Origin of the sequence: Ohtaekwangia kribbensis, assembly GCF_042676245.1 — a bacterium.
Taxonomy (GTDB): domain Bacteria; phylum Bacteroidota; class Bacteroidia; order Cytophagales; family Cyclobacteriaceae; genus Ohtaekwangia; species Ohtaekwangia kribbensis.
Map to the genome: position 1 here is coordinate 385779 of NZ_JBHTKA010000001.1, position 22218 is coordinate 407996.

Consider the following 22218-nt stretch of genomic DNA (forward strand, 5'->3'; position numbering starts at 1 on the left):
GAAAACACTGCCTGCGGAAGATTATAATTTACCATTACTTCTTAATTACCTTGCCAGAGAGTTGCTTTCCTGTGCTGGTGGTAACGCGCAGCAGGTATAAGCCCGCGTTGAGGTGTGCCATATCTATTTCATCACCAGAAACGCGTATCGGTTGCTCGGCTCCTTTCGTATCAAACAACTTTACTTCACGGACCATACCCGAGGCTAACTCAATGCGAAATGTATTAGCCGTTGGATTTGGATGGATGCCAGCCCCCGGGATTAAATCCTCTATGCCGGTAACCGGTACTTCCTTCAATGGTACATCTGTAAACAGTTTATAACTCCCTGCTGGTAGCAACATTGGCAATGTAGCATTTGTTACCTGCACCGGTTTACCTTCATCGTAATAATCGTACCAGGTGCCGGTATGCGGAAATGCTATATTTACCGTTTTAGAAGTAAGCTCAAAATTTACCGTGAGCTGTGCATTCATTTCTGAAGTACTTGCCGGTGTTTCTGTATAGGGATTATTCTTCAACGTTACCTGCTTTACCAGCGATGCACCTCCCGTGATCGTAACGGCACCTTCCGTAAATACATCGTATGTTTTTCGGAGACTGATCAATTCAGCGGTGTGATCAAACAGTGCTGCGTGTAACGGCTCCTCCAGGTACTCCCACTTAACCGGTTTGGCCGACACGCGACAATCATCACTTATTGTCCCATCAGGACAACGATTTATACTTTCATCATAGCCCATCTCTCCAAACTGCCACAACATTTTGGGTCCAGGTATAGTATAGAACAACAGCGAAGCAGCTTTAACACGGTCGAGTGCTGTAACTTCTGTTTTTATACTGTAGGCCCCGGAAGAATTTCCGTATTGAAGGTTCTTAAACATGATGCGCTCTTCATCGTGACTTTCCATATAGCCTACCAGGTGCGGCACTGTCCAATTGCGATTAGCGTAGTATATAGTATTGATATCCGAGCCGGATGCATAGCCCATTGTATTCTGACCATAGGCATAATTCAGGTTTCCCCAGAGCATCATGCCTTTTCCTTCGGCTGCGCGATATTCAGCCAATTCCTTTTCTTCGTCATTCACCGCCAGATGCTCCAGGATAATATAGGTCTCCGGACTGTGCGACCAGATCTCATCCGCCATGCGCTTGAGCAAGGCTATACGCGATGCATCGTATGCCGACCACGCGTTCACATCGTTGGGGTTATTCGTTTGCGTAAATCCTTTTGACAGATCGAAACGAAAACCATCAATCTTATATTCGTTCAGCCAGTAATAATTTACAGTGTCCAGATACTTCTTGGTATAACTACTCTCGTGGTTCATATCGTAGAACACATTGAACGGATGCTTTGCGTCTGTATTAAACCATTTGTTATTCGCAGTGGGCTTGCTGGCTGTAAAATCAAAATCCATCATCACGTATGCATTCGGCATGTCCTGGTGGTTCATCGCTATATCAAATATCACCGCTATACCCTGTGCATGGCAACGATCGATAAACTCTTTCAACTTGTTTTTGGGGCCGTAATATTTATCGGGTGCAAACATAAATGCCGGGTTATATCCCCAGCTATCATTGCCATTAAATTCCATAATGGGCATCAGCTCAATGGCGTTGGCGCCAAGGCGTTTGAAATAACCAATGGTGTCGATCAGATTTTGATAGCTGCGTTCATCACTGCTGAAAAAATCGCGAATGAGTAATTCATAAACAATCAGTTTTTCTTTTGCCGGGCGTTCGTAATTCGTGGTTTGCCACGTATAGGCTACCTGCCCGGTTTGAAAAACTGCCAGGCGATTGAAGTACCATTGCGAATGAAGCGCAGCAGAAGGAAACATCTTCAGGTTCGGGTAAATGGATGCTGGTATATATTGATCATCCGGATCAAGTATCTTATCGGCATACGGATCGGCAATCCACACGCTTTCTTCCACGAGGTATTGATAGGCATACTCCTGCCCTGCTGTAAGTCCGGTAAGCTCGATCCAGAAATGTTCACCATCTTTATTCATCAGGTATGCCGGGTCCAGTTTCCAATCGTTGAAGTCACCACGGATATATACCGATGATTTACCCGGAGCCCACAAGCTCAACACCACTTTCGTGGGATCACTGCCATAATTTATACCATCTACAATACCGGCAGGACGTGCAACTGTTACCGTTGCTTTCCGAACTATGTATTGAAATGATTTCGTCTTTACAGCTTCACCATTGTCAGCAGAGATGGTTACATCATACGTACCAGGTGCTTCTGCGATGGTGTGTGTATAGCTCAGCGTGGTCGCATCTGCAACAGAGGCTACAGTATTATTGTTAATCTTCAACACCAGGTCAGCCGCTTCAGAAACATTGGCTGTAATCGGAAGTTGTTCTCCCTGGCTCTTGAACAATGGGGACGATGTCGGCGTTGCAAATGATACGATGAAATCATCAGGGGTAGTCATCTGCAAAATATAGTCTGGTGTTTTACCGCCTGCCCAGTCTGTTGCTTTCAACAAGAAACCCATGCGTGTTATCTCAGCAGCAGGCTTGTTAAAGAATGCGGTGGGCGTTAATGTGATCTGAAATTTATTTGTCGTGATCCGGAATGCTTTCGCTGCCTCCTGCGCTGTGGTTGCCGGATTCACATTTGTAGGAGCATCACACGATGCTGAACAATCCGGAAGCCATGCCCATATATATACCGGGTTGGTTGTGTTGTTCCAATTGAAATTCTCAAGTCCCGTACCGGTTACATCTACCGTGATGGTAACGGGCTGATCTGCTACCGGGAACACAGGACTTGTTGTAACCTGCGCCATAGCCCACGTTGCTGCAGTCATCCACCCCACAAAAAAAATCAATTTTTTCATAAGCATTTCATGAAATGCAAATAGCGTGAAGCATTTACTCCACGCTATATTGCTGTTTAGGTTACTGAATTATTGAGGTGTTACTGTATAGGTATATCCGTTCACCGGATCGAGTATCATCTCGACAACATAGTCACCTTCTGAAGCGATGATCATATTCGTGCCGGCATCCAGTTCCAGTTTACCATCGCGACCGTTGTCACCGAAATTTATAGCCCATGTACCGTTCGCGCGGAATTTATACTCTCCGGCGTACAGATGCGTTGTTACACGCCAGGTATAGCTGTCCCAATCACCGTCAAACGTCATGTTGGTGTCGGCATTCCAGCCAGCATCCGTACCGGTGCGGGCAAAGCCAACCACTCCCCAGTTTGTTTTTGTTATCGTATAGGAGCCTGTTGTAAAATCAACCATGATGCGATAGAAGCCATCCTCCGCTACGGTAATGTTGGCCTCTCCTTCCTGCAGAAGTTTACCCTCATCTCCCTTACCCCAATCACCCGGCCAGTCTTTGGTTTGTAAAAGTTTGAAACCGTTACCATCACCGCTTATAACTTTCAGGTACGCGAATATTTCAAATTTACCATCAGCCGTTTTTCGGAATGGTATAGAATTGCCAGGTTCCCAGCTTATCGAAGTCGATCCTCCTACCAAATATAGTTCAGACGGGAATGGGTAACGCACTACGGTTATAGTATATAGCCTTGTTGCATCGTTGAACGTGATCTTATAGTATGCATCTTTATAGCTGTTATCAAGCTTGATATTAGCGCCATACTCTTCTGCCTTTCCATCGAGGTTGTTATCGCCATAGTTCTTTCCTTCGAAGGTTGCACCTTCCGAGAATCGAAACGCATCACCTGCCTGCATGCGTATTTCAGCTACTTCCCAGGTATAATCGGCCACCAGTTTAAATTGAGGCTGCGGTCCCGTAAAGTCGTTGAACGTTCCTAGTAAATATAGTCCATCGAGATTCGTGGCATAATTCACCGCAGGCAACACCGTATATTTCAATGTCTCATCATTGAAACGAACATTTACCGCTCCGGAGAAATCGCAGTTCGTATCACCATTGGAACCTTTAGGCTCCATAGTGCCATCGCAGTTGGTATCACCCCAGTCCTGATCAGACCAGTCTTCGGTGTTTTTCAACTTCCACGGACCACCCTGCAGATCTATATTCTTAATCTCCCAGGTATTGTCGGCAACAAGTTCAAGCTCGGAAGCACTCCACCCGTTAAAGCCACCGGCTATAAACATGCGCTCAAAGTTTGCCAGGTATAACTGGTTTACAATTTTGAAACTGGACACCTGCGTGCTCTCCTGGTTCTTGCTATCTTTTGCGACAATCGAGATTGAGTAATCGCCCAGCGGAAGCGACTCTGCATTGAACGATGATCCTTCAATCAACACAGAATCTTTTACACCGCTGAGTGTTTTCGTAACGGATGCCAGTTCATTACCATCAGCATCTTTCAGCGTTACGGTTGCTGTGTTGAGTGGAGAAGATATACCATCCACCAGTATAACCTTGATGTCAAAATCCCCCGTCTTCACACCTGTCTTCGGAGTAACACTCAGAATGGTTGGCGGAAAGTTCATCAGGTTATCTACATCTACTTCGTCACGACAGGCTGAGAGTTGAACCAGCATCGAGGCGATCAAAAAGTATATATATAATTTTTTCATAGTATTCATTCGTTAGGCATGATCAATAACCATCGTTCTGTTCCAGCTTCGGATTAGCAATAATCTGTGAGGATGGTAAAGGAAAAACATCGCGGAAAGATTCTGTTTCTTTACCGGCAGCTACTTCACCTTTCCAGGGCCATATGGCCCGCAGGTTGTTGTCTTCGCTATCGGTGAACAATCCAAAACGAACAAGGTCTGTTCTGCGGTGTCCTTCCCAGTATAATTCACGGGCACGTTCATCAATAATGAAATTGAGTGTGATGTCGTCAGCATCAATATTTCCCGTAGCGTTGCCGTACGCACGCTGGCGCAGGGCATTGATATAGCTTACAGAAGATGCTTCACTGCCACCGGTTCCTCCACGTTCGACCGCTTCCGCATACATCAGGTATACATCTGCCAGACGGAACACCGGGAAGTCTGTATCCACAAATTCAAGACTTGATCCGGATTCACCATCGGAATTTATATTTCTGAATTTCGGAACGGCATATCCTTCCTTGAAGGTTGTGATGGGCGTATTTGGAATTTCTTTCGACTGATCATTGCGATAGAATATAGCACGACTGTCCGTTGCGCCTGTCTCATCCGGGAAAAGATTTACCAGGTTCTTGGTTGTACGAAGTCCGGCCCAACCTGTGTTAACACCATAATCTGTAGCGGTCATCGCACCACCAATTGAAGCATGCACGAGGAACGTCATACCACCATAGGTTTGCGTATAATTGCCATCGAAATTTATGGTGAATATAATTTCATCAGAATTTACATTGTCCAATGTGAAGAGCGTGGCGTAGTCACTATCCAGTTCAAAGCCTGCATCAATTACTTTCTGGCAATACGCAATACACTCTGTATTTTTATCCTGCCCGGTATATACTTTTGCATTCAGGTATAGTTTAGCAAGCAATGTCCAGGCAGCCGCTTTATCAGCACGGCCGTAGCCATTGGCGCGTGCGTCTACAAGTTCTGTCTCGATCGCTTTCAGTTCGCTTTCAATAAAATCGAATACTTCCTGTTTGGTAGCTTGCTCCGAAGCTTCCGTACCTACCGTGCTCTCTTCGGTTACCAGCGGAATGGATCCGAACATATCCAATCCATGCCAGTAGCTGAGTGCGCGTAAAAAGCGGGCTTCTGCACGGTATACTTTTACATCTGCGCGTATGGCATCCGTTGCGTCACGCTCGTCAAGTTTACCATCCGTTGTTTCGCGAAGGAATTCATTGGTCATGGATACCTGAAAGTATATCCGGTTGAACATCGCGTTGATGAATTCATTCTGCGCTGTCCATGTATGTAAATGGTAGGTTGGCAGTGTTCCGTCATTCCAGCCGATCACCGCTTCATCGGTTGTCAACTCCTGTGCCTTCCAATACTGACGCAGGTAATTGGAGAACCCTTCATCTATACCTTTGATGTCCGGATTACCGGCAGGACCTTGCTGTCCGCTGATGGCAAGTCCCGCATATAGTCTGGCGAGAAACTGAAGATATGCCTGTGAGTTGTTAAAGATAACGTCACCGGTAGCAGAGCTCTTGGGTTTTACATCGAGGTCTGTACATGCAGACACTCCGAGTATCACCACCAGAAATGTTATGATATATTTTTTATTCATACGTTAGTCAATTCAAAAGTTTACGATCAGAAAGTAACATTTACACCTACGATGAACGTGCGTGACCGCGGATACAGGTTGTTATCAATACCGCTGAATACTTCCGGATCAAGTCCTGAATAATCAGTGATTACGAAAAGATTCTGTACCGTTCCATAGAGGCGGAACTTGGCACTCGTGTCGAACAGGTTGGTAGCAGTATATCCCAGCGACAGGTTGTCCATACGCAGGAACGAAGCCTTCTCTACATAGTAATCTGAAAAATACTGAGGCGATGTAAAGTTTGTTTCCAGCACTGACGTGAGCATGTTGCGCGGCACGAAGTTGTCGTTCGCGCGAATGAAGTTCGCAGTGTTGGAAGCTACGTTGTTATATACATAGTTACCGAGGCTGCTGCGCAGGGTAAAGCTCAGATCAAACTTTTTATAGTTCACCTGCGATGTAAGTCCAAACATAACTTTAGGAGCACGTTGCTGGAATGGTCTTCTGTCCTGATCATTAACGGCACCATCACCGCTTACGTCTTCATACATATCGGCCAGATCCGTTTTACCGTCTTCATTGTGGTCAACTCCGTTTACAAGCGGTTTACCATCGGCACCGTATTTCTGTTTATATACATAGAATGAATACGCAGGCTGTCCTACTTTCAGAATCTGTATATAATTACCTACACCTCCGCTGATATCACCTGTCTCATATCCTTTGAAGGTTGGCTCATCACTTCCGTCCAGCGCAACAATTTCGTTTTTGTTATAGGATGTGTTGAACGATATATTCCAGGTGAGATCAGGCTTCGAAACTGCTACGGCATCGATCGTTAATTCAACACCGGTATTTTTTATCTCCCCTATATTTGACAGAACGATGTTAGTCAGGTTAGAGCCTGCAGGCACCGCGCGTTCAAAGAGCAGATCCTTTGTATCCTTCCGGTAAAAATCAAGACTACCGGAGAGGCGTCCGTTCAGGAAACCATATTCAAGACCGATATTATACGATGTAGTCTCTTCCCATTTCAGATTAGCATCATAACCATTCGGACGAACCGTTGTAACAAATGAATTTCCTAATTGATATTGTGCCGTTAATGTACTCGGAGTATAGGTGGCTAAATATTTATAGTCGCCAATTTCCTGGTTACCGTTTACACCATATCCCACTTTCAGTTTCAGATCGGTAAATATATCGGTCAAACCTTCCATGAAGCTTTCGTCAATCACGCGCCATGCAAATGCTGCCGAGTGAAATGTACCCCAGCGATTGGCCGCACCAAAACGTGTTGATCCATCTCTGCGCAACGATGCTGTTAACAGGTATTTATCTTTATAGCCATAGTTCAATCTTCCAAAGAACGAGATGAGTCGGTTCTCCAGCACACTGTTGAAGGCTTCTACTTTCTTGGCAACCGATGGGTTGCTGACACCATAGCCGTTATCAGTAAGTCGTGTAGCACGAAGGCTTGGATATTCGGAGTTCCAATCCTGCCACGAATAACCGGCGGTAAAGTCTAATGTACTGCTGATGTTTTCAAAACTGCGTTTGTAATTCAGATAACTTTCGAGCAACTGACTTACGCGGGTATAATTCTCGATTTTGATTTCGCCTGTGTCAGACGCTACAGCAAAGTAATTGGAAGGTTGAAAGCGATCGCGATCACCTGTAGCCAGATCATAACCAAGATTTACATTGGCACTCAATCCTTTTATCGGGCGAATCTTGTAATCGAATTGTACATTTCCAATGCTGCGATTACTTGTTCCACGCTCTTCAACGAGGTTAAGCGTTGATACAGGATTTATAGTTGCCTGACGTTCATAATCACCGGCTTCATTTTTCCATACGAAGTAACCACCCCATGGACTGGTTGCATCATATATAGGTTGTGTTGGGTCCATCTCCATCGCTGCACCTACAACTCCGGGAGAGAAGCGATCTTGTGTACGAGCACCTTTTACATTCGCGGTAACACTCAAATCATCGTTGAGCATTTTTTGTGTAAGTCCCATCGAGAAGCTGGTGCGCTCGGTGCTGGAAGTTTTTATGATACCTTCCTGTTTCTGGTGACTTACCGAAGCTCGATAGGTTGTCTTCTCTGTACCACCGGAGAACGTTATATTGTGACTTTGTCCTGTTGCGTTCTGGTATATTTCATCCTGCCAGTCGGTGTTTGCAGTTCCCAGTTTGTTAAGATGCTGTGGCGCTTTCGCTGCAATTACTTCTCGAAACTGATCAGCGGTGAATACATCAAGTCGGTCTGCAATTCTTCCGGTTGAAAACCAGCCGTCATACGACACGGTGGGTAAACCACTCTTGCCTTTTTTGGTAGTGATGATGATAACACCATTCGCAGCACGCGATCCATATATAGCAGCAGCCGATGCATCTTTCAACACAGTAAATGTCTCAATGTCATTCGGGTTGATGAAGTTGAGCGGGTTTCTTCCGCTTGAAAAACCTCCTGGGTTGAATGCTGAGTTATCGATCGGTACACCATCGATTACATAGAGCGGTTCGTTGCTTGCATTGAGCGATGTACCACCGCGAATACGAATGGATGACTGACCTCCGGGTTCACCGCTGTTGGAAGTAATCTGTACACCGGCAATTTTACCGCTTATCAGCATATCGGGTGAAACGATCGCACCCTTGTTAAAGCTTTGTTCATTAACAGCTGCTACAACGCCCGTTACATCTTTCTTCTCTTGTTGACCATAGCCAACCACAACCACTTCGGTGAGCGCAGTAACATCACTGTTCAAGGGTATATCTATAACCGATTTTCCGGCTACCGAAATTTCCTGCGATTGAAAGCCGACAAATGAAAAAACGAGTATTGCGTTTTCAGATACATTCAGAGAGTATCTACCTTCGGCATCTGTAACAGTTCCGTTGGTTGTTCCTTTCTCCACGATGCTTACACCAGGCAAGGCTGTTCCGTCATCACCAGAAGTTACTGTGCCGGTAATTCTGGTACTCTGCGCCAGCGCCTGTACACTGGTGAAGAGCATAGCAATGACAAAAACTTTCAGGGTTACTTGATAAAGTTTCCTCATAGATTGTTTTGGGTTTATGGTTGAGTTAGGGAGTGTTACTTACCCTACTTTGCGTGAAAAGGTATCGGAAAAGAGATATTCGAAATTCAAAAACGAGTATAAAAATTCACGAAATCGGAGTCGTAATCGAGGTCGCATTCGTTTGCGAAGTTGCGAAAAAAGTTGCACAAACGTTGCGGAGTTAAACCGATAGTTTGTAACATTGCAGTATGAAGTATAATCAGGTCACCATTAAGGACATTGCCCGCGAGCTGGGCATCTCCCCATCTACCGTATCACGGGCACTAAAGGATCACCCCGATATTAGCCCTGAAACTAAGAAAGCTGTTAACGAGCTGGCGGAAAAACTAAACTATCAACCTAATATAGTTGCGCTTAGTTTACGCCAGAGTAAAACAAACACAATTGGTGTCATCATACCGGAGATCGTTCACTTCTTTTTCTCTACTGTTATTAGTGGTATAGAAGATGTAGCGTATAGTGCCGGGTACAACGTAATCATTACCCAATCCAATGAATCACTGCAACGTGAAAAGACTGACATCAAAGCGCTGTTCAACAGCCGTGTTGATGGTATGTTGATTTCGCTTTCGCGTGAAACAAGCAGCTTCGAACACATCGATGCTACACTGGCCAAAGGTGTACCGATGGTGTTCTTCGACCGGGTATATGATACGCCTACTTCAAGCAAAGTAATTGTTGATGACTTAAGCGGTGCCAAAGATGCTACACTTCATTTAATTGAACAGGGATGTAAACGTATAGCACACTTGGAAGGACCTCCGAATCTGGGTATTACCAAGCAACGTTTAGAAGGTTATCTCGAAGCATTGAATGAAAGCAACATTCCGGTTAACAAAGACATCATCATGTCTTGTCCGCTGGGAACTATAGAAGAAGGTAAAGCTGCAACGGAGAAGCTACTGCAAATGGACAATCGTCCGGATGCTATATTTGCAACCAACGACCCTGCTGCGATGGGTGCGATGCAGGCTATAAAAGAAGCCGGTCTTAAAATACCTCAGGATATAGCGGTGGTTGGTTTCAGTAACTGGTTCTTCAGCGCATTGTTAGATCCACCATTGACTTCGGTTGATCAGCCTGGTTTTGAAATGGGACAAGAAGCTGCGAAGCTGTTGATCCGTCAGATCGAGGTGAAATCAAAAGATAATACTGATCCCACTCCGGAGACTAAAGTATTGAAAACACGTCTCATCGTGCGCGATTCATCATTGAAATCCGGCAAGAAGAAATAGTCTTTCTCTTTCCATTATAAAGCATAGCCTTGAGCAAAGTAATTGTCTCAAGGCTATTTTTTTGAATTAACTTTCGATCCTAACCAGTTGCCGCAATCGATTTCTGTTTTTTAGTACAGCTTCCCTGTAGGTTAAATGTTTTGAATTAAGTTTACTTGAAACGATTTTTTAAGGAATAACAAACAACATGTCACGAACCATTAACTCACCTCTCAGTAAAAGTTTAGGAACATTCGTCCAGTGGAAAAAAGATAACAACGCTATACTCGGGCAAACTACGTATGGAAGTTTCCGGGTTGAATTTTATACCGAAGGCATCGTCCGCATCAGTGCTACACAAGCCGATAGGTTCGAAGACTTTTCGTATTCAGTAGTGGCGACTCCCTCCTACGAGCCGCTTATTGAAGAGCATGCCGACAAACTCGAAATAAAAACATCGAAATATATACTTCGTATCTCCAAAGGCCCGGTACGTTTTGGATTTTATACACACGATGGCCAACCCATCAATGAAGATGACCATGCCTTTGGTACAAGCTGGAATGGCGAACAGGTAACAACGTATAAAAAGATTCAGGCCGGGGAACGCTTCATCGGTCTCGGAGAAAAAACAGGACCGCTTGATCGTAAAGGAAACGGTTATCAGAACTGGAATACCGACAGCTTTGCCTATTCACCAGGCTCTGATCCGCTATACTGTTCTATACCTTTCTATATCGGTGTCCACAACGGATTGTCTTACGGTATATTCTTTGACAACACGCATAAGTCATTTTTCAACTTCGGAGCTTCCAACAATCGCTTCGCCAGCTTCTATGCTGATAGCGGAGAAATGAATTATTACTTTATATACGGAAGCACAGTTGCCGAAATTATTCAGGAGTATACACATCTTACCGGCCGCATGGAGATGCCTCCGATGTGGAGCATCGGCTATCAGCAATGTCGCTATAGTTACTATCCGGATAAAGAAGTACTGAACCTCGCGCGCACCTTCCGCGAAAAAGATATACCGGCTGATACCATCGTGTTTGATATACATTATATGGATCAGTATAAAATATTCACCTGGAGCCAGCGTGATTTTTCTGATCCGAAAGAATTACTTGCGCAGCTGCAACAACTCGGCTTTCATGTAGTAGTGATGTGCGATCCGGGGATAAAAGTGGAAGAAGGATATGATACTTATGAGAAAGGTATACGTGAAGATGTATTCATCAAATACCAGGATGGCACAAACTATACCGGGCAAGTGTGGCCGGGATGGTGTCACTTCCCCGACTTTACAAATCCACAAACACGATTGTGGTGGCAGAAGCAATTCAACGACTATGTGAGTATAGGTGTTGAAGGTTTCTGGAATGACATGAACGAGATTGCTACGTGGGGACAAATGATACCGGAGAATATCGAACTCGACTTCGAAGGCAATAAAGCATCCATGCGCAGAGGCAGGAATATATACGGCATGCAGATGGCACGTGCAACCTACGAAGGAACCAAAGCACTGCTGAAAGGTAAACGTCCGTTTAACCTGACGCGCTCGGGCTTCTCAGGCGTTCAACGCTATGCTGCTGTGTGGACGGGGGATAACGTTGCCTACGATGAGCACATGTTACTCGGTGTGCGCCTCGTAAACAGCATGGGCTTAAGCGGTATAGCATTTGCCGGGTATGATGTAGGCGGTTTTGTTGGTGATGCTAACTCCAAATTATTTGCGCGGTGGGTATCGCTGGGTGCGCTCTCTCCTTTCTTCCGCGGACACTCAATGATTAACAGTCGCGACTCCGAACCGTGGGCCTATGGCGAAGAGGTGGAACAGATCTCGCGCAACTATATCAAGTTCCGTTACAAGTTACTTCCTTATATATACTCGCTCTTCTACGATGCCAGTGTAACCGGTATGCCGGTGCAGCGCTCGCTTGCCCTCGACTATACGCACGACTTTAAAGTATACGATGGCCAGTTTCATAATCAATATATGTTTGGCCCCTCGTTGTTGGTAATACCTGTAGAAAGTACCAAAGACTTTGTGAAAGCCTATCTGCCGGAAGGCGAATGGCATTTGTTATACAATGGCCAGAAATACCAGGGACATTCAGAAGTAGTAATCGAATGCCCGGTACAGCGCCTTCCTGTATTTGTAAAGAGCGGAGCGATTATACCCATGAAACCCGTACTCGCCAGTACAAAAGAATTGAATGACGAAATCATTCTGCATGTATATACCGGCAAGCAAAGCTCATCGTTCCTGTTCTATGAAGATGACGGCACAACCTTCCGTTACCAGCAAGGTGAATATGCCAAGCGCCAGCTGGAATATATAGCAGCTGATAACACGTTGATCATCGGTGCTACCGAAGGAAGCTATGGCTCACCGCATCGTAAGCTGAAAGTTATACTGCATGGTCTGGAGCACACGCCTGCACAGGTTGAAGTGAACGGCACGAAGCTCGTCCTTCACAACGACATCAACCAGTTCTTTATGGCGCTTGAAAAATTCGATCCGTTCTTCGATCCGGAGCCGGCACCACAGGAAAACGTACACAGCTTCGAAACCGAATACATTACTAGCCAGATCGTAATTCGCTGGTAACCCTCCCTCCATGTACTTCTTAAGTCAATAAAGTCTGGCAAATGCGTCAGATTTTATTGACTTTAGCAACCAACAATCGATTGAACTAACCTACCCGTAAATGAGTACAGCATCTTTGCATAAACCGCGCTTATCGTTTTGGCAGATCTGGAACATGAGTTTCGGTTTCTTCGGAATACAATTCGGATTTGCGCTTCAGAATGGAAATGCTTCCCGTATACTTGGAATTTTTGGCGCCGATGTCGAACACCTCTCCTGGTTCTGGCTGGCAGCTCCGCTAACGGGTATGATCATTCAACCCATCATTGGCTATTATAGTGACCGCACTTGGACTTCACTTGGTCGCAGGCGTCCATACTTTCTCGCGGGTGCTATATTTGCCTCCACGGCATTGATCTTTATGCCGAACGCAGATATACTGGTGCATCTGTTGCCCCCGCTATATGTAGGTGCCGGTATACTGATGATCATGGATGCCTCGTTCAATGTGGCGATGGAACCGTTTCGCGCTTTGGTTGCCGATTTACTACCCTCCGATCAGCGTACACTTGGATTTTCAATACAAACATTCCTGATTGGACTAGGTGCTATATTAGGCTCCACGCTGCCCTATATTTTTGCAGAGTTTTTTGGTGTGGAGAAGACCGCACCTGCTGGTGAAGTGCCCTATAACGTAACGCTATCGTTCTACATCGGAGCTATCATTTTTCTTGCCGCTATACTCTGGACTGTTTTTAGTACGAAGGAATATCCGCCGGATGAAGGGCAACATGCAGAATCTGCTCATAAAGGAATGCGTCAGATAGCGGCAGACTTCACGGGCATGCCGAAAGCCATGAAGCAACTCGGCATTGTGCAGTTCTTTTCATGGTTCGCTTTATTCTCCATGTGGGTGTTCACTACATCGGCTGTTGCTACACATGTATACGGTTTACCTGTAACGGATACATCTTCCGAAACCTATCAGAACGCAGGTAACTGGGTAGGTGTATTGTTCGGAACTTACAACGGTGTATCTGCACTCTATGCTTTGTTGTTGCCGGCAATTGCGTATAAGATCGGGCGAAAGCTCACACATGCCCTGTCATTAACCGCAGGTGGTATAGGGTTGATCTCTATATATTTCATTCACGATCCGGATTTACTCATCTTCTCTATGATCGGTGTCGGCTTTGCCTGGGCCAGCATCCTGGCAATGCCGTATGCTATATTGGCGGGTTCTATCCCACCTTATAAAATGGGTATATATATGGGCGTGTTCAACTTCTTCATTACGCTTCCGCAGATTGTCAATGGTATTATCGGAGGGCCGATCGTGAAGTATATTTACGGATCGCATGCTATTTATAGTATTGTGATGGCGGGTATATTTCTGCTCATCGCAGCCTTCTGCGTACGCTTTGTGGAAGACAACGATGATATTGTAAAGGCATAGCCATGACCAAAAACATCCTGCTAAGTATACTCTTTGTCGCAGGTAGTACTTGTTATGCGCAAGATTATACATTATTCACCAAGACAGTCCGCTCGTTCTACGCTTCTCCCGCTGAAGCTGAAAAGCAATGGAATACACTTGTGGATACCGAACGAATACCGTTTGCCATAGGTGACTCCGTGGCATTTCTCTATCGCGGAGAAGCGAAATCTGTAGCGTGGACGGGGGATTTTAATGGCTGGGGTTATGACAGTAAGTTCAGCAACCAGGGCAAGCGCATACCCGGCACAACGCTGTGGCTATTGAAAACTTCCTTTCCCTCCGATGCACGGCTTGACTATAAGATTGTAGTGGATGGCACTACGCTGTTGCTCGATCCGGTCAATCCCCATCAGCAATGGTCGGGCGTTGGCGGTGGCAGTCCGAATTCAGAGCTGCGCATGCCCGCGTGGAAACCGGAAGCTATAACACAATTCAACGAAAATATACCGCACGGCAAAATTGCAAAAGATGTACTTATGCATAGTGCAGCGCTGGGCTACCAGGTAACCTACAGCGTTTATACTCCGCCAGGCTATAGCAGCGCTTCCAACATACATTACCCGGTGCTATATGTAACGGATGGCTACGAATACCTGCACGAGCAGATGGGCAATATGCCGGTAGTACTCGACAATCTCATCGAGGCCAAAAAGATCAAACCCATTGTTGTTGTGTTATCGATCATCGCGAACCTGTTAACCGTTCGAACAACCGCAGAATGCAAGAGCTGGCCATGAACGAGCAATACCGTGCATTTGTTACTACGGAACTGATTCCAAAAGTTGAGAAACAATACACGGTTTCACATGATCCGAAACACCGCGGTATCCTCGGCACTTCGATGGGTGGACTTACGGCTGCTTATTTTGCCTTTTCAAAACCTGATCTTTTTGGATTGGCGGGGATCCAATCGCCCGCATTCTGGTTCAAACCGGAGATATATACTTTGTGCAACAATGCCACGAATCCTGCTGTCAGGATTTTCCTGACAACTGGCACTATTCATGATACCCGGGAAGGCGTGGAAAAAATGACAGCCATCCTGAACCGAAACACTTGTCAGTACGGCTTTAAGGAAGTTAACCAGGGACATTCGTGGGGAAACTGGCGCGACCTTACGGATGACATCCTGATTTATTTTTTCCCGGCTTTTTCCGAGTCAACTGATTAAATTTGCACGCATAATCTCTACCCGGTTAACTATGAAGTTTGTACGTCTACTTATCTCCCTGACCCTCATTGTTACAGCAGTTCTTCATTTTGCAGGTTGCAGCTCAGGCAAAAAAGCTTACGAGCGGGGCGACTACTATGAGGCCGTAATGAAATCCGTAACCAGGCTGCGCCAGAATCCGGATCATTCCAAGTCACAGGAAACGCTGAAGAACGCGTATCCACTGGCTGTAGAGTTCTTTGAGACGCAGGCCAAGAACGATATCGCATCCAACGCACAGTTCCGCTGGAAGAGCGCTATTCAATCGTACAATTCCATTAACCAGATGTATGAAGCCATCCGCCAATGCCCTGGTTGTATGAAGGTTATTAAGACACCTGCCAACTATTACTCCGAGATTGGTCCGCTGAAAGAGAAAGCTGCTGAAGAAAGCTATAATGCCGGTATAGATGCCTTGATGAAAGGAAACCGGAACGATGCCAAACGTGCTTACTATAATTTCGCAGATGCACAGAGTTATGTACCCGGCTACAAAGATGTGATTGAATACCTGGACAAGGCTAAAGATGTAGCTACACTCAAAGTAGTGGTTGAACAGATACCAGTGCCGGCACGCTATAACCTGAGCGGTGGTTTCTTCCAGGATAAAGTGGAAGAGTTCCTCCACACCAATTATCCGGAGCAAAGCTTTATCAAGTTCTTTACTCCGGATGAAGCAAAGTCGGTTAACTTACCGTATGCAGACCATATCATGCGTATTCAGTTCGATGATTTTTCGGTTGGTAATTCGGTGTTAAAAGAAAAAGAAGAAACCCTTACCAAAGACAGTGTAAAGGTTGGTGAAGCCAAAGTAGATGGTAAAGTTGTTCCGGTATACAACACTGTAAAAGCCAAGTTCACCACCTATCGCAAGGAAATTATATCGGCTGGTTTACTCAGCATGGTTATCGTGGATGGTAAGACTAACGGTGTGCTCACGCATCGTAAGTTCAATGGCGAGTATGTATGGGTCAGTCAGTGGGCACGCTTTAATGGAGATGACCGTGCGTTAACCGATCAGCAACTCGCCCTCTGCAAACTTCGCGAACAGCAGCCTCCTGTTGCACAGGATCTGTTCCTGGAGTTTACCAAGCCTATCTACAATCAACTTATACCTTCCATCCGATCTTTCTACCAGAATTATTAACAGCTTAATTCTGTTAATATATATACTGTCAGCCAGCTAAATATATTCGATATGTTAGCTGGCTGACAAATCGTATACCTGCCTTAAACCATTTTACCTGCAATTAGGTTAGTACAGATATAAACCCATTACACATGAAGTTTGGTTTAAGTATGCTGGCATTTATACTTCTGATTGCCGGCAGTTCATGCGGACAAAAAAGTAAACAAGCAACATCAACAACAACTATGGCAAATGAATCTGCGCGAGAAGGTTTGGCAATTGCTACCTTCGGCTCCGGATGCTTTTGGTGCACCGAAGCTGTATTTCAAAACGTTGAAGGAGTAGAAAAAGTTGAATCGGGATATTCCGGTGGTAAAGTAAAAAATCCTACCTATAAAGAAGTGTGTAGCGGTCTCACCGGGCACGCTGAAGTTATCCAGGTACATTACGATACTGCTAAAGTATCATTTGAAGAACTATTAGAGATATTCTGGAAAACGCACGATCCCACTACACTGAACAGGCAAGGTGCTGATGAAGGTACACAATACCGTTCAGTAGTTTTCTATCACAATGAAGAGCAGAAAAAACTGGCTGAAAAGTATAAAGCGGAACTTGACAAATCAGGTGCATTTGATAATCCGATTGTTACCGAGATAAGTCCCTATACTGAGTTCTATAAAGCGGAAGATTATCATCAGAATTACTATAACCTGAATGGCAATGCTCCATACTGTTCTTATGTGATTCAACCGAAGCTTGAGAAGTTTCGCAAAGTGTTTAAACACAAGTTGAAAAAATCTTAGAAAATATTTTCACGCATTGAAACCTGAACGCTATAGCCCCGTTAGTATACAGTGAGTAGAGTAATTCTTCTCATAGGTTTAGGTTTAGGTAAAACAAAAAAGCCCAGAGACGCTGGGCTTTTTTGCTTTTATATATACCTATATATAGCTTCATGCATCGTATAGTATCTGTATATTATTTTATAAAATATTCAGACAACCAAATACAATTAGGCGCATCACTTCGTTCTATTAAGTTATATTCTTCAGTCCTGCTTATATAGCACATCTATACTTTATCGCTGGCACCAAATATTAATAACTAAAAAAGGGAACCTACGGCTCCCTTTTTTGTTAGTTATTGCATTTGATTAGGCTTATCGAATCTCGTAAGCGATCTCCATCACTTTAACCACTTCGCCTGAACGGCTCTTGATCGGTGAGAAGCTCGAACGTATCGTAATAACTTCGCCTTTCCGGTTGATGCGCTTGTAGGTTCCTTTCTTCGGATATCCTGCTGACAGATCTTTCCAGAACTGGCGGTATTCTTCGCTGTTCTTTTCTTCTTTGGTCGCCAGAATCCTGTGGTGCTCTCCTACCACTTCATCCTGTGTATAACCGAATATCTCGAGGAAGTTACTGTTTACCTTCACAATCGATCCATCGTTGCTGTACTCGGAAACAGCCATTGAACTGTGTATTGCATTCAATGTGCTTTCAGTTTCAGCCTGGCTACGCTGCATTTCTTCCTGTGTAGCCTGAAGCTCTTCCATGTTCTGACGCATTTCTTCTTCCTGTGCACGCATCTGCTCGGTCATCTCTTGTGATTCCTCCAACAGACGTTGTGTACGGGCGTTGATCTTCACAGAAGAAATTGTAGACGCAATGCTCTCGGCAATCTTCTGTACAAACTCGATTTCGAAATCACGGAACTCGGTGAAAGAGGCAATTTCAACCACACCAAAGATCTGCTCGTTTACTTTTAGCGGCACTATCAATACGCTGGTAGGGTTGGCATCACCCAGCCCCGAAACGATGCGCACGTAGTTCTGTGGCACTTCCGTCAGGTATACGGTGTCGCCTTCCTGCCATGCCTGGCCGGCAAGACCTTCGCCTCTGTATATCTTATGATTGAGGAATTTCTTTTTATCCCATGCATAGCACGCCTTCATCGACATGGTTGCTTCTTCGTCAGCAGCAACATCATCAATTATATATAGCGCACCCTGGTTTGCTTTCAGGTACTTCACCAGGTTACCGATGATCTCATCCGCAAGTTTACCCAGATCGGTGTTGTTCGTACGGAGTATCTCCGCGAATTTAGCAAGACCTTCTGTAGCCCAGTTACGTTTCTTATCATCTTCCGAAACCTTTTGCAGGTTGTTACGCATGTTTATCAGCGCATTACCCAACACATCGTGTTCACTGAGTGGCTTGAAGTCGGTTTGATAATTACCGCTACCGATATTCTCTGCGAACAAGCTGGTTGACTTCAGACCTGTAACGAGGCTATCCATAGCAACGGCCATCTCTCCGATCTCATCATTGCTGAAGGAGGTTCGCTTCTCTTCCACCAGTTCACCTTTACCAAGTTTGATAACGACATTCTTGAGAAAGTTAACCGGACGTGTAATGCTTCTGCGAAGGAACAAGGCGCTCAACAATCCGATCAGGATAATGGTTGATCCTAATACCAATGTATAGGTTTGCAGACTTGATATGGAATCCTTGATCTCCTGATCTGATCTCTTTGTAACATCAACCTGCTTTGCAGCTATACGATTGAGTCGGTTGATAAGATCGGTTGTACGTGGTATAACCTGGCTCTCCACAGCATCTTCTGCGAGCAGCTTGGTCAATGGATCTTCGTAGTTCTCGAACGACTGGAGGTTGGCCATTACTGACTTCTTCTGCACTTCGTTAACCAGTGTATCAAACTTCATGAACACCGTATCCATCCAGGCACGCTGGCTGTCGCTTTCCCAGGTCGGCATCAGTTTCGTGATGCGATCACGCAACGCAGGATAATCATAGTCTTGCAGCTGGCGCAATGCGTTCTTGTCTTCCTGGTTGGTTTGCAGGTAAACCCAGTTGGTAACCAACATTTTGGATCGCGTTACCAGCAGAATGAATTCTTTGATAGCATCCTGCGAAGGACGATAGACTTCACTCGAGCTGTTAACTACATTGTTAATCTCGTTTCCTTTCCAAAAAATAATAGTACCGTTAACAATGAACAATACTATCAGAATGAGAAAACCACCGAGTATTTTATTCCCGATGGTCAACCGAAAGCGAAATCTGCTTTTTTCTTTTTCTTCCATAGGTAGGTATTAGATCATGATTGCCAGACGTGACAACTCATTGCTTATTCTTAAGTTTTTCTTTGTAATCGCTGCCTGATTTAATTCGAACGCCAATTTACCATCTTTCACGATAAAATTGATGTTGCTTCCCTTCACACCCAAGCCGGGTTCTTCGGTTACAATAAGAATGGACAAGGCGTTTACCTTGGTCAGTATATTGTCGATTTGTGAAGATTTATTTGACGGGACGTATAGAATATTACATTTCTTGATGTCGTTAACGTTATTAATTTTGGTGACTTTGATCGTACGATCTCCGTTAACCTTTTTGGTTTGCGCCATGTTCTTCAACTCATCAAGAATAGGCGTATCTCCCAGCACAAGAATCTCAAAGTCCCCCTGATTGTAGGCATCGGGCCATTGTATATAACGTGTAAAGCTGTAGATAAAGACTGATTGGAACTTATGCGTCTGGGAATAGCCAGCTATCTGAATCAGTAGGAAAAGCAAAATGACTAAAGATCTCTTCATGCTTCGGTAATTATACTGTTTCTTTGATAAGCATGCAAAAATATGCTCGTCCATAGGATAAAATGTTTGAATTTTAACGTTTTCTGGTACATCAGCCAGTTCTTGCAAGAAGTCAGCCAGTTTTACAAATGTTAAAAATCAGACAATATCTTACGCATCAGAAATGCTATGCACAATCCTTGTCCAAATGTGTATACCATGCGGCATTTCATTTGATACCATTGTTGCATAGCAGACCCTGCTGACAGGATTTTTTCTTATCAACTTCTTCGGATCAGGCCTCTGCAAAAAATCTGCACCAACAGAAGCGTTATCATCTTGCCCAAAAGGAGACAAAACCAACTAAAAAAATTGCAGTTTGGGAAACTCCGTACAAACTTCTTACATCCTCAAAGGATGTTTCTTACGTCAACGCGAACAACGGTATTAAAATAAAAGGAGCCGTGAAGCTCCCCTTATCTCATTTATCCTTTTAACAATTTTATACTTCTATATCAGCACCGCGATTCACGGGTCTGATAACCGGGCGTGAAAATGTCTGCGTTGTCTTTACAGGTGTTGCAACGGGCACAACATCATCTTCAAGTTCATCGGCCTTTTTCTTTCTTCTGCCCCACCAGATGTAGCACCCGGTAACGGGCAGACTCGCACAAATGAGACTGATGCAGAACATCAATATCTTTCCGGCAATACCAAAGATCGCTCCCACATGTATATCATAATTCATGCGGATAAGTTTATCGGCAACCGAAGATTTCCCGAAGCGACCATAAACATGATCAACCGAAAGTTCTTTTAATGAGTATTGATCGAAGTAGCGATAGTCCGTTTTCCAATACGTATTCTCATCCGAGTTGATCGTCACCGCGATGGAAGATGCTGATGTTTCCGGTATGTGTACCTCTACAACTTCAGCGACAGGATGTTCGATTTTTATCTTGTCCCATACCTGGTCAATAACCGGAGCGCTGGCCAGTACCCTGTGCGTTGTATCCGAAGCCGGGTCAACATACATCAGCGATTTTTCTCCACCGGCTATGGTATATAGTCCCGTGGCAAACCACTGGAAGCCCCATACCAAACCCGTTACCACCAGGATGATTGCAATCCAGGTGGCATAGAAGCCGAGTACATTATGAAGGTCATAGTTCTTTCTTCTCCAGCGGGCACTCCATTTGATACTGAAGCGCTGTTTAGCCGCTGCTTTATTCTTAGGCCACCAAAGTATAATTCCGGAAATCAACATCACCAGGAACACAAGCGTTGCTGACGCTACTACCGGCTGACCAATTTCATACGGAAGCCACAGATAGAAGTGTCCTAACAAGATGAATCGGAAGAACCCGGCATTCTCATCGCGTACCTGCAGCACCTCACCGGTATAGGGATTCATATATACCAGGTAATAATACTCTGGTTCGAAGTTATAGAAGATGACCTGCGCAGCTTTGCCCGGCTTGGCATAAAGTACAGCGTGTATCTTTCTACCCGGCAGTTCTTTCTCGGCAATAGCTTTCAGTTGAGACGGAGGCAACACCGGCTTGTTCTGTGCTTCCACAAAACGATACGGTTGCGTGGCATCCTGTATCTCGGCCTGAAAAGCATAGATGCACCCGGTAATAGCAATGATAAAAACGATCAGTCCGGATGAAAGCCCGAGCCAGAGGTGAATTTTTCCTATAACTTTCTTTAAAGTCATGAA

14 protein-coding genes are annotated in these 22218 nt (G+C 44.9%); 7 read left to right on the forward strand and 7 right to left on the reverse strand.

The genetic code is table 11. The features are described from left to right. Nucleotides 1-34: 34 nt before the first annotated feature. The 4 genes from ACFQ21_RS01670 to ACFQ21_RS01685 all read right to left on the reverse strand — a co-directional run bounded on the left by ACFQ21_RS01670 (nt 35) and on the right by ACFQ21_RS01685 (nt 9226). Entirely contained in the window at nt 35-2866 is a 2832-nt protein-coding gene (locus tag ACFQ21_RS01670) for an alpha-amylase family glycosyl hydrolase (RefSeq protein WP_377573894.1), read from the reverse strand. 69 nt (nt 2867-2935) lie between these two features. Beyond that, on the reverse strand, nt 2936-4555 hold the full coding sequence (locus ACFQ21_RS01675; RefSeq protein WP_377573897.1) for a hypothetical protein: 1620 nt from the start codon (nt 4553-4555) through the stop codon (nt 2936-2938). Nucleotides 4556-4577: 22 nt separating this feature from the next. Continuing rightward, nucleotides 4578-6173: a RagB/SusD family nutrient uptake outer membrane protein gene (locus ACFQ21_RS01680; RefSeq protein ID WP_377573900.1), complete on the reverse strand. Its 1596-nt coding sequence runs from the start codon at nt 6171-6173 to the stop codon at nt 4578-4580. A gap of 26 nt (nt 6174-6199) precedes the next feature. Then, nucleotides 6200-9226 carry a SusC/RagA family TonB-linked outer membrane protein gene (locus tag ACFQ21_RS01685; RefSeq protein ID WP_377573902.1) on the reverse strand — a complete coding sequence of 1009 codons (3027 nt, stop codon included), beginning with the start codon at nt 9224-9226 and terminating at the stop codon, nt 6200-6202. Between the two features lie 209 nt (nt 9227-9435). Here ACFQ21_RS01685 and ACFQ21_RS01690 point away from each other — a divergent pair, with 209 nt between their 5' ends. The 7 genes from ACFQ21_RS01690 (at nt 9436) to msrA (ending at nt 17700) form a co-directional block, all read left to right on the forward strand. Further along, a complete protein-coding gene (locus ACFQ21_RS01690; RefSeq protein ID WP_377573905.1) occupies nt 9436-10482 on the forward strand; it encodes a LacI family DNA-binding transcriptional regulator in 1047 nt (348 codons plus the stop codon). A 187-nt stretch (nt 10483-10669) separates the two neighbouring features. Beyond that, nucleotides 10670-13078: a glycoside hydrolase family 31 protein gene (locus tag ACFQ21_RS01695; protein ID WP_377573908.1), complete on the forward strand. Its 2409-nt coding sequence runs from the start codon at nt 10670-10672 to the stop codon at nt 13076-13078. A gap of 100 nt (nt 13079-13178) precedes the next feature. Continuing rightward, on the forward strand, nt 13179-14513 hold the full coding sequence (locus ACFQ21_RS01700; protein WP_377573911.1) for an MFS transporter: 1335 nt from the start codon (nt 13179-13181) through the stop codon (nt 14511-14513). 2 nt (nt 14514-14515) lie between these two features. Beyond that, the gene (locus tag ACFQ21_RS01705) at nt 14516-15292 is read left to right on the forward strand and encodes an alpha/beta hydrolase (RefSeq protein ID WP_377573914.1); all 777 of its coding nucleotides are present in this window, start codon (nt 14516-14518) and stop codon (nt 15290-15292) included. Next, a complete protein-coding gene (locus tag ACFQ21_RS01710; protein ID WP_377573917.1) occupies nt 15274-15726 on the forward strand; it encodes an alpha/beta hydrolase in 453 nt (150 codons plus the stop codon). Before ACFQ21_RS01705 ends, ACFQ21_RS01710 begins: the two co-directional genes overlap by 19 nt. Nucleotides 15727-15757: 31 nt before the next feature. Next, nucleotides 15758-16912: a hypothetical protein gene (locus tag ACFQ21_RS01715; RefSeq protein WP_377573920.1), complete on the forward strand. Its 1155-nt coding sequence runs from the start codon at nt 15758-15760 to the stop codon at nt 16910-16912. 134 nt (nt 16913-17046) lie between these two features. Beyond that, nucleotides 17047-17700, forward strand: a complete 654-nt coding sequence (msrA, locus tag ACFQ21_RS01720; RefSeq protein WP_377573923.1) for a peptide-methionine (S)-S-oxide reductase MsrA — start codon at nt 17047-17049, stop codon at nt 17698-17700. Between the two features lie 356 nt (nt 17701-18056). Here msrA and ACFQ21_RS01725 read toward each other — a convergent pair whose 3' ends face one another. The 3 genes from ACFQ21_RS01725 to ACFQ21_RS01735 all read right to left on the reverse strand — a co-directional run bounded on the left by ACFQ21_RS01725 (nt 18057) and on the right by ACFQ21_RS01735 (nt 22215). Next, the gene (locus ACFQ21_RS01725; protein WP_377573925.1) at nt 18057-20003 is read right to left on the reverse strand and encodes a GAF domain-containing protein; all 1947 of its coding nucleotides are present in this window, start codon (nt 20001-20003) and stop codon (nt 18057-18059) included. Nucleotides 20004-20012: 9 nt separating this feature from the next. Beyond that, nucleotides 20013-20624, reverse strand: coding sequence for a YfiR family protein (locus ACFQ21_RS01730; protein ID WP_377573928.1), 612 nt, complete (start codon nt 20622-20624; stop codon nt 20013-20015). A 373-nt stretch (nt 20625-20997) separates the two neighbouring features. Continuing rightward, a complete protein-coding gene (locus ACFQ21_RS01735; protein ID WP_377573931.1) occupies nt 20998-22215 on the reverse strand; it encodes a PepSY-associated TM helix domain-containing protein in 1218 nt (405 codons plus the stop codon). Between the last annotated feature and the right edge of the window lie 3 nt (nt 22216-22218).